Genomic DNA, 14,828 nt, shown 5'->3' on the forward strand with positions numbered 1-14,828 from the left:
ACGATGGTAAAAGAAATCGAAAGATATGGCATTCCGATTGTTCATATGGCTACCATTACGACCATTAGCGAATCAGTTGGTGCCAACCGGATTGTTCCGACAGTTGCAATTCCTTATCCGGTGGGCAATCCGAAGTTTGATAAGGGCGAGGAACATGCTTTAAGGAAAACACTTGTTAAAAAGGCGCTGGATGCCTTAACTACGGACATTACCGAACCGACTCAGTTTGAGTAAGCAAATATTTATATTTAAAAAGCTAGAATGGAATTCGAAAGGGGATAAAAGAATGGCAAACTTTGAAGAATTGTCAAAATATGTAATCGGCGGCAATGTTGCCAAAGTCAAACAGGTAACCCAGGCGCTGATAGATGAGGGCGTTTCGCCGCTGGATATCATCAATCAGGGGTTAATCGCAGGTATGAGTGTGGTGGGCTCCCGGTTTAAAAACGGGGAAATGTATGTGCCGGAAGTGCTGGTTGCCGCAAGATCCATGACTGCGGGGATTGATTTGGTAAAACCTTTGATTGCTGATCAGAACATGCCTTCGGCAGGCAAGGTCTTGCTGGGGACGGTAAAAGGCGACCTGCACGATATCGGTAAAAACCTGGTGGGCATGATGCTGGAAAGCAGAGGTTATACCGTTATTAATGCCGGCATGGATATTTCACCGGAAAAATTTGTGGAAGAGATTAGAAAGCACAACCCTGACGTTTTGGGAATGTGCGCCCTCTTAACCACAACCATGCTGCATATGAAAGACACAATCGAACTTTTGAAAGAAGAGGGCCTCAGAGATCAAATTCAGGTAATTGTAGGAGGGGCGCCGCTGTCCCAGGATTTCGCGGATGAGGCGGGTGCGGACGGATATGCGCCGGATGCGGCTTCTGCAGTAGATCTTTGCAACCGGCTCTTAGCATAAACTAAGTAGGTTTGAAGGGAGAGATAGAGAAGTGAAGACAAGAAGTCATTATACGCGGGCAAATTATGCGGTCAATCAGACCACCGTTTGGGAAATGCTGAGTGAAGATCAATGTGAAGAACTCTTCATGACGGCACTTGAGGTTTTAGAGCGTACCGGAGCAGAAATCAAAAATGAAGAAGCCCGTGGAATTTTTGAAAAAGCGGGTTGCTGGGTTGATGGCAGCCGGGTCAAAATTCCCTCCGCGCTGGCAGAGTGGGCGGTAAGAACTGCGCCTTCCCGGGTCACCATATGTGACCGCAATGGGAAAAGAGCCTTGAAACTAGAGACGACAAACACTTATTACGGACCGGGGCAAGGGAACACTTATGTGCTTGACCCCCTGACTGCTGAGCGGAGAAAACCGGTTAAGGCCGATGTTGCTAAAACCGGCATTGTTTGTGACGGATTAAAGAATGTGGATTTCGTTATGAATAACGGTCTGCCTTCAGACGTCAAAGAAAATACAGCAGAGGTTCATGCTTTTGAAGCCCTGGTCACCAATACGACCAAACCAATTATTCAAGCAATCCAAAGTGTGGAGCAAGCCCAGGCAATACTGGATATCGCTGCTGCCGTGGCCGGCAATGCCAAGGAATTTCAAAAGAATCCGTTTGCAGTTTTCCTGATTGAAACAGAAGGGGCTCTGATACACTCTGAGGCAACGCTTGCCAAGGTTTTGTTTGCAGCCAGAAACGGCGTTCCCTATATTTATGCAACCAAGCTTGTTGCCGGTGAAACAGCACCGGTTACTCCGGCCGGAGCCATTGTCGTAGCCTTAGCCGATGCGCTTGTCGGAATACTGCTGGGTCAATTGGTTCGCCAGGGAGCTCCGGTGATTGCCGGCGGTTTCTTTACCATCAAACATCAAGAAACCGGCATACTGCCCTTTGGCGCGCCGGAAATCAGCCTGATGGGAACAGGTATGGCAAATGCTCTGCGTTATCTTAGAATTCCCAGCTTTGGTTTTGCCGGTGCAACCGACGCCAAAGCAAGTGATGCGCAAATGGGCATGGAAGCGGCATTTTCCATTCTGCATGCCGGTTTGAGCGGAACAAGCCTGATTCACGGCTGCGGTCAGTTGGAATATGGTCTGACAGGTTCTTTGGAGCTGCTGGTCATGGGCGACGAAGTCATGGGAATGACGCGCAGAATGATGAAGGGCGTCGAGGTCAACGAAGAACGACTGGCACGCGGCGTAATTGATTTCGTACAGCCGGGAGGACATTACCTGGGTGAAGAGCATACGTTAAAATATTTCCGTTCGGAATTTTGGTGGCCTACGGTTCTGAACCGAACCAGGATTGCCGACTGGGAAGCCAATGGGGCAAAGAGCTTAGGACAGCGGGTTAAAGAAAAGACGCAAAATATAATCAATACCCACCAGTCGGCACAACTTCCTGCAGAAGTCCTGGGCAAAATCCAGACAATCTTAGACAAAGCGGATAGAAGATAAGAATTTGATGAGTGTTGAAAGGAGAGTTTGAAGTTGACAATTAGAGCTAATTTTAAAGCGCATGCAAGTGCCAAGATGAATATATTGTCAGAAGACCAGTGCTACGAATTGGTTATGGCCGCAACAGAAGCCATGTGGCGCACCGGGACAGATTTTCATGACAAAGAGTCACTGGAAATATTGAAAAAAGCAGGCTGCTGGGTTGAAGGCAAAAGGGTCCGGATACCAGCGCATATTACCGAGCGGTGCCTCAGAACCTGTCAGAAACACGTAGTACTCTGCAATAGCCGGACGGGAGCACGCGAACTGTTCATCGAAGGCAATAATGCCTACTTTGGTTCAGGCCCCTGCACCCCGTTTACCCGCAACCCCTTCACCAACGAAAGACACCGTGCAACCAGACAGTCGGTAGGCTGGGCGACCAAGGTTCTTGATGCCCTGCCCAATATTGATTATGCTATGTCGCTGGGGATTGTCCAGGACGTGCCGCTGCTAGTCTCTGACCGCCATGAGTTTGAGCAGCAGATTTTGCATACCGATAAGCCGATTATTACTGTTTGTAATGACAAATGGGGCCAGGAAGACGTCATTAAAATGGCTGAGATTATTGCCGGCGGCGAGGAGGAATTAAGAAAGAACCCCTTTATCTGCTTGTATGCCGAACCCATCTCGCCGGGTGTGCACTGCAAGGAAGCCGCGCAAAAGCTGGTCATGGGGGCCAAGAAGGCTTTACCGACCATCTATACTCCCTGCATTATGGCCGGCGGCACGGCACCTGCGACTATGGCAGGGGTTATGGTTCAGGGATTGTGCGAGAGCCTGAGCGGTATGGTTTTGAGTCAGTGTACCCGTGAAGGAGCCCCTTTCATCATGGGTGGAGTATATACGGTGCTGGATATGGGTACAACCATCTTTTCCTATGGGGCACCGGAACTGCACCTGCTCTTAGCCGGGTTAGCTGATGTGGCTCATTATCTGAATATTCCGATGTTCGGTACGGCAGGCTGCACAGACTCGTGCATTATTGATGAACAGGCCGGAATCGAGGCGGCTCTGTCCATCGCTATGACCAATATGTCAGGAGCTAACCTCAATCATGATACCGGTTACTCGGAATACGGGACGACTTCAAATCTTGACCTTGTTGTAATCGCCGATGAAGTGCTGGGTATGGCCAGAAGATTAACCGCCGGTATACGGGTAGATCAGGAAACGTTGGCGCTGGAGGTTATTGAGAAGGTTGGTCCGGGGGGCAGTTTTGCCGATGAAGACCATACTGCCGAACATATAGAGGAGAACTATATGCCGCGTCTGGTCAACCGTGCTGCCCGCAGCATTTGGGAAAGTGCCGGCGGAAAACCTCTGACCCAGGTAGCCAATGAGAAAGTCCGTGATATTATTAATTATCATGAGCCTATTCCTCTGCCGAAGGATATGGCCGCCAAGATCAGAGATATTGTAGAAAACGCTGTCGGACATATGCCGGGTGAAGACGATTAGTAAACCTGTTTTACCGAAACTTTAATCCCGGGGTTCAGGCAGAGCAGCGGCTCTGCCTGAGCTAATGCCGCTGCTGGAAGCGGGAGTTCTGACACAAGCAATTAGAGAAAAGAGGAACCGATATGTCACTGGTATTGGGAATCGATACTGGGGGAACGTATACCGATGGCGTGGTTGTGGAGCGTAAGAGCAAACAGATATTAACAAAAGCCAAAGCCTTGACGACCCGTGAAGATCTGTCTATTGGCATTCGCAATTGTATTGCCAATTTGGACTTTGAGGATTTTAAGAACATCAGTGCGGTTTCGCTGTCAACCACGCTGGCAACCAATGCCATTGTCGAGGGCCGCGGTTGCGAAGTGGGTCTGTTGATGATTGGCTGCAATCCAATTGATTCCCTTCCGGTAAAACATTACTATGTTTTACCGGGAGGCCACAACCTCAAAGGGCGTCCCAATGCAGAACTGGACCTGGCGAAAACCCGCCAGGCTATTTGCGAACTGAAAGGCAAAGTCGATGCTGTAGCTATTTCAGGCTATCTTAGCGTAAGGAATCCGGAGCACGAAATTGCTGTAATGAGGCTGGTAACCGAAATTTTGGATTTGCCGGTGGTCTGCGCCCACCAGCTAACGACTTCTTTAGGTTTCCATGAAAGAACCGTTACGGCAGCTCTCAACGCCCGTTTAATTCCGATCATTACCGAACTGATTGAATCGGTAAAAAAGGTGCTTGACGAAAGAGGGATAGACGCGCCCATCATGGTGGTTAAGGGAGACGGGTGTATGATGGGGGAAGCGCTGGCTCGTGAAAAGCCTATTGAGACCATTCTTTCGGGACCGGCTTCCAGCATCATCGGCGGAACTTTTCTTACCCAGTGTGACAACGCCCTGGTGCTCGACATGGGAGGCACTACGACCGATATTGCAATTTTGCAAAACGGCGTGCCTAAAATTAACCAGGAAGGGGCAACCGTAGGCGGCTGGCTTACCCGTGTGCAGGCCGCGCAAATATATACCTATGGTCTGGGCGGCGACAGCTATATCCAGGTTAGCAGAGACGGTGCAATTCAGGTAGGACCTCAAAGGGTATGGCCGTTATGTGTGATTGGCTATCAATATCCTTATTTGATTGATGAACTGAAACTAAATTTTGACAAGACCTACGATCTTATGTTTGCGCAAGCAACAGATTGTTTCATGTTCCTTAAGCGCTTTACCGCCGAAGTCTTGAGCGATCAGGAAAAAGAAGTGGTGAAAATCCTCCAGGCCGGCCCGCACAGCTTACATTATTTAACCCAAAGGATGGATATTGATCCTAACCTGCTGAATTTACAGCATCTTGTTGACTTAGGCATACTGGCCAGGGTATCGCTGACGCCTACAGATATTCTGCATGCCAGAGGCATCTATGATCAATGGAGTCGGGAAGCCGCGAAACTCGGGGTGGAGATCTTAGCAACCCGGACGAAAGAGAGCTCTGAGGAGTTTATCCGGCGGGCATCGGAACAAATAGTCAATGATCTGTGCATTACCTGTCTGCAGAGTCTTGTCGGCTGTGAAGGGCAAAGCATGAAAATAAAAAGCACCCCCCATATCATGTATTTTATGCAAAAAGCCTTATCACCTGAGCAAGATCAAAGCTTTGACTGTTCCTTTACCATCAATATGCCGGTTATTGGTATCGGAGCTCCGGTCCGGGCTTGGCTGCCGGCGATGGCTGAAAAAATGAATACCGGTTTGATTATTCCGGAGCATGCGGAAGTAGCCAATGCCGTGGGAGCTGCAACCGGTAAGATCATGGAAACTGTCAAAGTATTGATTAAGCCCGGAGAAAAGGACGGGACCTATTTGCTGCATGCCTCCTGGGAGTGCAAGCTGTTTGAAAATTTGGCAGCCGCCGTGCTTTATGCTATGGCCAAAGCCAAAGAGCAGGCTGCACTGGCTGCAAGTAAAGCCGGGGCAAAAGAATTTGAGTTGGTGGTAAACCATCAGGATAAATATGCACAATCCGGAATGAAAGAAAAAGATCTCTACATTGAATCACTTATCGAAATAACTGCCGTAGAACGTCCCGAATGGGAAAGGCAAGAAATAAAAGAAAAATTTTTTGTGGATTGCATCTAAATCTAAAAAGGAGTCAAAGAAGTCACTAGACTTTCCGGGGAGGCGTATTAACTTTGCAAGACTCTGCTTTTTGGGGTTCTGTTATTGTTTTCCTGCTCACCTATGTCCTGATTATCTGGGATAAACTGCCTAGAATGGTGGTTGCCATGGGCGGCGGCATCGTCATGCTGCTCCTGGGTTTTTTAACCCAGGAAACGGCGCTTAAAGATGACATTGACTTTAACACCATCGGACTATTAACCGGAATGATGATTTTGGTGACCATTATCCGCCGGACAGGCGTATTTGAGGCACTGGCCATTTGGTCTGCCAGCATCACGCGCGGCGAGCCGCTGCGGCTATTGGCGCTGCTTTCCTTCATCACCGCCATAGTATCAGCCTTTCTGGACAATGTTACCACCGTACTCTTAATTGTGCCGGTAACACTGACCCTGACCAAGATGCTGCAGGTTAATCCGGTGCCGTTCTTAATTTCCGAAATTGTTGCTTCCAATATTGGCGGCACAGCTACCTTAATCGGCGATCCGCCCAATATCATGATCGGCAGTGCAACAGGACTTGATTTCAATTCGTTTATAATTAACCTGGCTCCCATCAGTATTATTATTTTGGCAGTAACAATTGCCCTGTTATTGCTCATTTACCGCAAAGATTTGCAAATTGATGAAAAAAACCGGGAAGCCATCCTGCAGCTTAATTGTAAAGAAGAAATCAGAGATTGGCAGCTATTAAAAAAATCACTGGCTGTGCTTGCGCTTACCATTGTTGCTTTCGTTTTGCACGGATACCTCCAGTTGGAATCGGCGACCATTGCCCTGTCAGGCGCTGTCCTGCTCATGCTGGTCAGCCGGGCAGCACCGGAAGAGGTCTTAACAGAGGTGGAATGGCCGACTATCTTTTTCTTCGTCGGACTGTTTGTTTTGGTAGGCGGTTTAAAAGCTACCGGTGTAATTGGTGAATTAGCCCAGTGGAGCCTCGGTGTAACCAAGGGAGATTTGCAGCAAACCTCGGTGCTGGTACTGTGGGTTTCGGCCATTGCCTCGGCTTTTATTGACAACATTCCGTTTGTTGCCACTATGATTCCCATGCTGCAGGAAATGGGGCAGCTATCAGGCATGAACATGGAACCTCTGTGGTGGTCGCTGGCACTGGGAGCCTGTCTTGGCGGCAACGGTACGCTGATTGGCGCTTCCGCCAATGTCATTGTCGCCGGTATTGCCGAGAAGAACGGCGTTAGACTTTACTTTATCCAGTATTTAAAAATTGCTTTTCCTTTAATGATAATTTCCATAATTTTCTGTCATATGTATGTGATATTGCGGTATTTTTGATTATATAGGAGGCAAATATGAATAAAGAAAAGAGTTTCTTTAGTAAAATTGATCTGCCTATTTTTTCAATTTCATTAGTCCTTATGGTGCTGTTTGTTGGCTTAACAATGCTTCAGCCGAAAGCGGCGGGGGAAGTTTTCAGTGCAGTACAAAATTTCATTACCGTCAATTTCGGTTGGACTTACTTATGGGGAGTAACCTTTATTCTGGCCTTCTCTTTGGGGTTAGCGTTTAGCAAATTCGGCAATATTACCCTGGGCAAGGATGGCGATAAGCCGGAGTACAGCACCTGGAGCTGGTTTGCCATGCTTTTTTCCAGCGGTATGGGTATTGGCCTGGTGTTTTGGGGAGTCGCTGAACCGATGTCATTTTATGCTAAGCCTCCCTACGGGGAACCTTCCAGTATTCAATCTGCTCAAATTGCTATGCGCTATACCTTTTTCCATTGGGGTTTGCACCCCTGGAGTGTTTTTGCCCTTGTAGGCATGGCCATGGCTTATTTTCAGTTCCGCAAAGGCTTGCCTGCATTAGTCAGTTCCACTCTTTATCCGTTAATTGGGGAACAGGGTGCTAAGGGGTGGCTTGGCAAGTTTGTCGACATCTTAGCTCTGTTTGTAACCATCTTTGGGGTTGCTACCTCTTTAGGATTGGGGGCTATGCAGATTACTGCCGGTTTAAATTATGCCTATGGTATTTCTGCAAGTATGATGGTTACTATTATTATTATCATCGTGATGACTGCTTTATATATAGCAGCTGCAGTAAGCGGAATTGAACGCGGCATTAAGTTCTTCAGCGATCTGAATATGGTACTGGTCGTGTTAATTTTAGCTACCCTGGTAGTCGCCGGACCAACCCTGTATATTTTAAACGGGCTTACCGAAACCAGCGGGGCTTACATGCAGAATATTGTTCAAATGAGTTTTTGGGCAGATACCTTCAATACAAATCCTGGCTGGATAGGCGGCTGGACCATTTTTTATTGGGCATGGTGGGTATCCTGGGGCCCGTTTGTCGGTTCATTTATTGCCCGTATTTCAAAGGGCAGGACGATAAAAGAGTTTGTCTTAGGCGTGCTTGTCGCTCCTACTGTTATGAGCTTTCTATGGCTGTCAGTCATGGGGTATAGTGCGCTGTATGTTGATGTTGTCCAGCATGGTGAGATTGCGGCCACAGTGGCAAAAGACGTGTCTGCAGCCATTTTTGCCATGTTCCAGCATTATCCCCTTGCGAGTATATTAACCTTCATGACGGTATTAGTCATAGCAACTTTCTTTATCACCTCGGCTAATGCGGCAACCTTTGTTATGGCGATGCTCACTTCAGGCGGGGATTTAAACCCTCGTGCCGGGCTGAAGATTGTTTGGGGCTTGAGTTCAAGTGTCGCGGCAATCGCCCTGCTGATAGCCGGAGGTCTAGGAGCGCTTCAGACTGCCGCCATTGCCGCCGCTTTTCCGTTTGTGTTCGTCATGCTTGCAATGGCCGCATCACTTGTAAAGGCTTTTACCCGGGAAGTTGATAAAGACAGGGTTGAACCTCAGGTTAATAATTATAATACAAATACAACCATAACATAAATAATATCCTATGCAGGATATTGAGGCAGATACTGGTTATGCTGGTCACGTATTGCAGCATATAAAGCTTTTTCCGAAAGGTATAAGATAACACGGCTTGCGTTGCGTCCTAAGATGCAACGCAAGCCGTGTTTATTTTAGGATATTTGAACAACGCAGATTTATTGACCTTGCTGTGAAAAATGAAATAATAAGCTATTCTGTGAAAAAACGTGATATCTTTTCTTTTTTATATCGATTCTGTATAAAATGGCGAAATTTGATGTATTTTAATATTGTCAAAAAATTGTTTAAATAGTATTATAGTAATGTCGATTGTCGACAAACGACTTATCGACAATCGACATTACATGGAAGCAGAGAGGTACTGGTGTGCCTACCGGTCTTCAAAACCGTGTTGCGGCCGAGCAGCCGTGGGTGGGTTCGATTCCCATATGCTTCCGCCACTAAAAAAACGTTATAGCAACAAACAGAAAAGCGGAGAAGCAAATAAGTATATTTAACGGTAGCGGCACCAGTCGCAGCCGTTTAAATAAAATTACACGAGGAGGAATCAGGTAATGTTGCTGAAAGACAGAAAAGTCATTATTGTCGGCGACAGGGACGGTATTCCCGGACCAGCGATTGCGTTATGTGCGCAAACCGCAGGCGCGGATGTAGTATTCTCATCAACAGAATGCTTTGTCTGAACTGCTGCGGGCGCTATGGACCTGGAAAACCAAAAGCGGGTTAAAGAATTTACGGAGGAATACGGTGCAGAAAATATCGTAATCCTGCTCGGCGCAGCCGAGGGCGAGTCTGCCGGACTTGCTGCAGAAACCGTAACTGCTGGTGACCCTACTTTTGCAGGTCCTTTGGCGGGAGTCCAGTTGGGACTGAGAGTATACCACATATGTGAGCCGGAAGTGAAGGCCGAGGTAGACCCTGGAGTATATGAAGAACAAATCAGTATGATGGAAATGGTGCTGGACATTGACAGCATTGTGGACGAAATGAAATCCATTCGCGATCAGTACTGCAAATTCTAGGGTTGAGAAAGGGGAAAGATATTTATGTCAAATGGCCAAGGCTCACAAAAAAACGTTGTTTTGTACGTTTCTGCCGCTATTGCTCTGTTATTTGTTGTTTTTAGTATAGTTATGCCTGTCCAGATGGGTAAAGCAACCGGTGCCGTGATGTCGTTTTTAACCGGTAATTTCGGTTGGCTGTATCTCCTGTCGGTGTTTGTGTTTATGATTACCCTGTATGGTATTGCCTTTAGCAGTTATGGCAGTATCAAGCTTGGCAAGGATGATGATAAACCTGAATTTACCAATTTCCAGTGGTTTACCATGCTCTTTGGCAGCGGGATGGGGATTGGCATGGTTTTCTGGTCGGTTGCCGAACCCATGGTGCATTATATGTCGCCGCCGGTTGGAGAGGGCGGAACTCCGGCAGCCATGTACTTAGCCATGCGGATTGCATTTAATGATTTTGGTATCCATGTCTGGATTATTTATGCGATTTGCGGTTTGGCGCTTGCTTACTTCCAGTTCCGGAAAGGGTTGCCATGCCTGATCAGTTCGGTTTTCTATCCGATCCTTGGTGATCGCATTCACGGACCTATCGGTAAGACTATTGATATAATTACGGTATTTGCTACCATATTTGGCATATCTACCAGCTTAGGCTTAGGTGCTAATCAGATTGCCAGCGGGATGCAATACATCTGGGGCATTCCGTCATCGCCGTTGATGATTGCCATCGTTATCGCGGTAATGACTGTGATTTTTACCCTTGCTACTGCCTCTGGATTACATAAGGCTATGCAATTGGTTGCCGATATTAAGATTTGGCTTTCGATTGCTTTCATGGCGTTTATCTTCTTGTTCGGCGGTACTGTTTTCCAATTGGATCTGTTTACCCATACACTTGGTGAATATCTGCAGAGCTTCATCGGGCAGACACTGTGGATGGGCAATAAGGAATGGGTTGAAGCCTGGCCGGTATTCTATCGGGCTTGGTATATTGCGTGGGCGGCGTTTGTCGGACAATTCATCGCCCGTGTTTCTCAGGGTCGTACTATTCGTGAATTTGTTTTTGCTGTAACCTTGCTTCCGGCCGGTTTTTGTCTCATCTGGCTGGGAATATACGGCGGCGCGGCATTCCATCTTGATGGAATGACAGGTGGTGCCATTCAGGCAGCGGTTAAAGCAGACTTAACAACCTCGCTGTTTGTTACTCTCAAACAGTTACCGTTTTATGCGCTTACTGCTCCGTTATCCATTGTGTTGATTGTAGCCTCCTTTGCCGGTGCGGCCAACTCTGCAGCTTATGTGCTGGGGATGCTGACAAGCGGCGGGGAAATGAACCCCAGTTCAAAATTATGTTCCTTCTGGGGGATTACCCTGGGTGCTGTTACCATCATGCTGGTTCTGGTCGGTGGTATTGCAGCCATTAAATCATTGCAGACAGCTTCTATCGCGGGAGCTTTCCCGTTCATGCTGATTATGCTGGGTATGTGCTACTGTATCTACAAAGCTCTTTCAGAAGAGAAGGTTTAGAATTGAAACCATTAGCGGAAAAGAGCCGGCTTATTTGCGCCGGGCTTTTCCGCCCATGGTTTACTCTAGGGCTGTTTGTTGAGGTGTAGATGGATAGTATTGTAATTGGAACAGCCGGTCATATTGATCACGGAAAAACTTCATTGGTAAAGGCTTTGACCGGCTTTGACGCCGATACGCTGGCAGAGGAAAAACGGCGGGGCATTACCATCAATCTGGGTTTTGCCTATTGCAGTCTGCCTTGTGGGAGAACAGCAGGATTTGTTGATGTACCGGGTCATGAACGGTTTGTTAAGAATATGCTGGCCGGTGCGAGCGGCATTGATATCGCTATGGTGGTCGTCGCCGCCAGCGAGGGAATTATGCCGCAAACCCGGGAACATATTCATATTCTGCAGTATCTTGGTATCGAACAGGCCATTGTTGTTCTCACAAAAATTGGTATGGTCGACGACGACTTCCGGGAACTGGTGGTGGAGGATACCAAAGAGTATCTGGCGACTACCGCATTAGCGCATGCACCTGTGGTACAGGTGGATTCGATTACCGGACAAGGTATCCCCGAGTTACTAGCTTTGTTGAATGATATGGCGGCAGGCGTGCGGCGGGAAGCTGTTTCCATGCCTGCCCGGCTGCCGGTGGACCGGGTATTTTCCATCAAAGGATTCGGAACTGTTGTTACCGGTACGCTGAATGAAGGGTCAATCAGCTTGAATGACGAGTTGGCGATTTATCCCGAGGGGCTGCCGGTTAAGGTAAGAGGGATTCAAATTCACGAGCAGGCCGTGACAGAAGCCCGCGCCGGACAGCGAACCGCTCTTAATCTGAGCGGCGTATCGGTGGAAGAAGTCCGCCGGGGCTGTGTGGTTGCCAAGCCGGGCTCGGTACAAGCCACCAGCGTCCTGGACGTATACCTTTCCGTCGCTGCCGATGCCAGTCAGCCGCTCAAACGCCTGGAGCAGCTCAAGCTTTACCTGGGAGCTGACGAAGTAATAGCCAAAGTAGTCCTCATGGGCTGCAAAGAAATCTATCCCGGCGAAGAATGCTATGCCAAGCTCCTGACTGAATCCCCCGTGATTGCCCGTAAAGCCGACCGGTTTGTACTGCGAAGCCTGTCGCCGGTTCAGACCATTGGCGGCGGCAGGGTAGTTGATCCGGCTGGCAAGCGGTCCGGTTATACTGATGAACAGGCTCTGCATATTATGCAAATCAAGGATCAAGGCGCTCCGCAACAGGTCTTGGAAGTATTTGCAAGGGAGAATTTGTTTGGTGATAAAGAAGCTATTGCTTCTGCCGCCAACATCGAAGCTGCGGAAAAATACTTTGAGATACTGTTGGAAGAAGGCCGGATACTGTTATTTGAGAACCGGGTTGCTCATATTGAGTCGCTCAAGGCTTTGCTGGAAAAAACGCTGCACATTTTGGAGCCTTATCATACCCAATATCCTCTGCGGACCGGCATGGCTAAGGCTGAATTACAGGCACGGTTAGAAATGACAAGCCGTCCCCGGGAGTTTGAATGGCTGTTGGGATGGATGAAAGAGACAGAGGCAATTGGGCAAAGCGGTTTGATGCTCTATAAAGCCGGTTTCACACCGGTATTTTCCAAAAAACTGGGTGCTATTCGCGATGAAATGCTTGCCGCCGTGCGGCAGGCCGGTTATTCGCCGCTTACCGTCAATGAACTTGCCGGCAGTGACAAAGACAGGCAAGCTGTTCTGGAAGCTTTGCTGCAATCCGATTTCCTGGCCGTAGACGGACAGGTTATTATACTCAAAGAACTGTATGTACAGGCCAAGGAAACGGCTGTCCGGCTGAACCGGACAGAAGGTGCCATCCGGCTCGCCGATTTCCGTGACAGCCTGGGAACCAGCAGAAAATATGCGCTCTTACTTCTGGAGAAAATGGACAGGGACAAATTCACCGTCCGCCAGGGCGAAGAGCGGGTATTAATATAAATAGTAGTAGGGGGACGAAGAAACATGCAAATATATGACGTTATCATCATCGGCGGCGGTCCCGCAGGACTTGCTGCAGGCCTGTATGCCGGCCGTGCGCGGATGAAGACACTCCTGATCGAAAAAGATAAAGACGGCGGCCAAATCGTAATTACCTCCGAGGTAGAAAACTATCCCGGCTGCATGGAAGAAGAATCCGGCGTATCCTTAGTAGCCCGCATGACTCACCAAACCGAAAAGTTCGGTGTGGAACGCGCCCAGGATGCCATTACCGCCGTTGATTTCTCCGGTGATGTCAAAGTGCTGAAAGGCAAAAAAGGCGAATACCATGCCCGCAGCGTCATTATCGCTACCGGCGCATTCCCACGCCCCATTGGCTGCGAAGGCGAAAAAGAACTCATCGGCAAAGGTGTTTCCTATTGCGCCACCTGTGACGGCAACTTCTTTGAAGACATGGACATCTATGTAGTTGGCGGCGGCGACACGGCTGTAGAAGAAGCCATGTACCTGACCAAATTCGGCCGCAAAGTAACCATCGTCCATCGCCGGGACCAACTGCGGGCTGCTAAATCCATTCAGGAAAAAGCCCTCAAAAATCCTAAAATCAACTTCCTGTGGGACACCGTTATCACCAAATTGAAAGGTGACGGCCTGCTCGAATCCATGGTCATAAAGAATCTGAAAACCGGCGAGGAAACAGAAATTCACGCCCCCGAAGAAGACGGCACCTTTGGTGTATTCGGCTTCATCGGCTTCCTGCCGCAGTCCAGCATCTTTGAAGGAGCTATCAACCTGGAAGACGGCTACATCCCTACCAATGAGCGCATGGAAACCAACATCCCCGGCGTATTTGCCGCCGGCGACATCCGCGTCAAAGATATCCGTCAGGTAGTTACTGCTGCCGCCGACGGAGCCATAGCCGCCATGATGGCGGAAAAATACCTGGAACACTAAAACCGGACATCCGGTAACACACAAAAGGAGAGTGCTGATATGTTAATAGTTGACAAAGAAACCTTTGAACCTGAAGTACTGAAAGCTGAGGGAACCGTACTGGTAGACTTCTACGGCGACGGCTGCGTGCCTTGCCAGGCCCTGCTGCCCCATATCGAAGCCCTGGAAAAAACCTATGGAGATAAAATCAAATTCACCAAACTCAACACCACAGGTGCCCGCCGCTTAGCTATCGGCCAGAAAATCATGGGCCTGCCGGTTATCGCCATCTACCAAGGCGGCGTAAAAGTTGAAGAACTGGTAAAAGAAGACGCTACCCCGGACAACGTGGAGCAAATGATTAAAAAATATCTCTAATCTTGGCTGTTTAGCTATTTAACGGCAGCGGCTCCGGCCGCTGGCGTTTAAATAAAAAAAAATTAGGAGGA

General features: G+C 48.4%; 12 protein-coding genes and 1 tRNA gene. All 13 read left to right on the forward strand.

Features of this window, described 5'->3' with window-relative positions:
- Positions 1-234: glycine/betaine/sarcosine/D-proline family reductase selenoprotein B (locus GT1_RS19935; protein WP_188400188.1), on the forward strand; the 234-nt coding region annotated here is incomplete at its 5' end.
- 52 nt (positions 235-286) lie between these two features.
- Positions 287-919 (forward strand): B12-binding domain-containing protein, encoded by a 633-nt coding sequence (locus GT1_RS19940; protein ID WP_188400189.1) that lies wholly within the window; start codon positions 287-289, stop codon positions 917-919.
- A 31-nt stretch (positions 920-950) separates the two neighbouring features.
- Positions 951-2,414 carry a trimethylamine methyltransferase family protein gene (locus GT1_RS19945; RefSeq protein WP_188400190.1) on the forward strand — a complete coding sequence of 488 codons (1,464 nt, stop codon included), beginning with the start codon at positions 951-953 and terminating at the stop codon, positions 2,412-2,414.
- A gap of 33 nt (positions 2,415-2,447) precedes the next feature.
- Positions 2,448-3,914, forward strand: a complete 1,467-nt coding sequence (locus tag GT1_RS19950) for a trimethylamine methyltransferase family protein (RefSeq protein WP_083945396.1) — start codon at positions 2,448-2,450, stop codon at positions 3,912-3,914.
- Positions 3,915-4,036: 122 nt separating this feature from the next.
- Positions 4,037-6,037: a hydantoinase/oxoprolinase family protein gene (locus tag GT1_RS19955; protein WP_188400191.1), complete on the forward strand. Its 2,001-nt coding sequence runs from the start codon at positions 4,037-4,039 to the stop codon at positions 6,035-6,037.
- A gap of 53 nt (positions 6,038-6,090) precedes the next feature.
- Entirely contained in the window at positions 6,091-7,368 is a 1,278-nt protein-coding gene (locus tag GT1_RS19960) for an SLC13 family permease (RefSeq protein WP_188400192.1), read from the forward strand.
- Positions 7,369-7,385: 17 nt separating this feature from the next.
- Positions 7,386-8,945, forward strand: coding sequence for a BCCT family transporter (locus GT1_RS19965; RefSeq protein WP_188400193.1), 1,560 nt, complete (start codon positions 7,386-7,388; stop codon positions 8,943-8,945).
- Positions 8,946-9,297: 352 nt separating this feature from the next.
- A tRNA-Sec gene (locus tag GT1_RS19970) sits at positions 9,298-9,391 on the forward strand.
- A gap of 114 nt (positions 9,392-9,505) precedes the next feature.
- Complete coding sequence (gene grdA / locus GT1_RS19975; RefSeq protein ID WP_083945397.1) at positions 9,506-9,973, forward strand: glycine/sarcosine/betaine reductase complex selenoprotein A; 468 nt, start codon at positions 9,506-9,508, stop codon at positions 9,971-9,973.
- A 24-nt stretch (positions 9,974-9,997) separates the two neighbouring features.
- Complete coding sequence (locus GT1_RS19980; protein ID WP_075753624.1) at positions 9,998-11,488, forward strand: BCCT family transporter; 1,491 nt, start codon at positions 9,998-10,000, stop codon at positions 11,486-11,488.
- 89 nt (positions 11,489-11,577) lie between these two features.
- Complete coding sequence (selB, locus tag GT1_RS19985) at positions 11,578-13,446, forward strand: selenocysteine-specific translation elongation factor (protein WP_188400194.1); 1,869 nt, start codon at positions 11,578-11,580, stop codon at positions 13,444-13,446.
- 24 nt (positions 13,447-13,470) lie between these two features.
- The gene (gene trxB, locus GT1_RS19990; protein ID WP_188400195.1) at positions 13,471-14,400 is read left to right on the forward strand and encodes a thioredoxin-disulfide reductase; all 930 of its coding nucleotides are present in this window, start codon (positions 13,471-13,473) and stop codon (positions 14,398-14,400) included.
- A 39-nt stretch (positions 14,401-14,439) separates the two neighbouring features.
- Entirely contained in the window at positions 14,440-14,757 is a 318-nt protein-coding gene (locus GT1_RS19995) for a co-chaperone YbbN (protein WP_188400196.1), read from the forward strand.
- Positions 14,758-14,828 lie beyond the last annotated feature (71 nt).

The organism is Sporomusa sp. GT1, assembly GCF_014634905.1.
Classification (GTDB): domain Bacteria; phylum Bacillota; class Negativicutes; order Sporomusales; family Sporomusaceae; genus Sporomusa; species Sporomusa sphaeroides.

What these genes read in the sequence shown, in the direction of transcription:
- GT1_RS19940 (WP_188400189.1), top strand. Translation starts at nt 287, where the DNA reads ATGGCAAACTTTGAAGAATTGTCAAAATATGTAATCGGCGGCAATGTT.
- GT1_RS19955 (WP_188400191.1), top strand. Translation starts at nt 4,037, where the DNA reads ATGTCACTGGTATTGGGAATCGATACTGGGGGAACGTATACCGATGGC.
- GT1_RS19965 (WP_188400193.1), top strand. Translation starts at nt 7,386, where the DNA reads ATGAATAAAGAAAAGAGTTTCTTTAGTAAAATTGATCTGCCTATTTTT.
- GT1_RS19980 (WP_075753624.1), top strand. Translation starts at nt 9,998, where the DNA reads ATGTCAAATGGCCAAGGCTCACAAAAAAACGTTGTTTTGTACGTTTCT.
- selB (WP_188400194.1), top strand. Translation starts at nt 11,578, where the DNA reads ATGGATAGTATTGTAATTGGAACAGCCGGTCATATTGATCACGGAAAA.
- trxB (WP_188400195.1), top strand. Translation starts at nt 13,471, where the DNA reads ATGCAAATATATGACGTTATCATCATCGGCGGCGGTCCCGCAGGACTT.
- GT1_RS19995 (WP_188400196.1), top strand. Translation starts at nt 14,440, where the DNA reads ATGTTAATAGTTGACAAAGAAACCTTTGAACCTGAAGTACTGAAAGCT.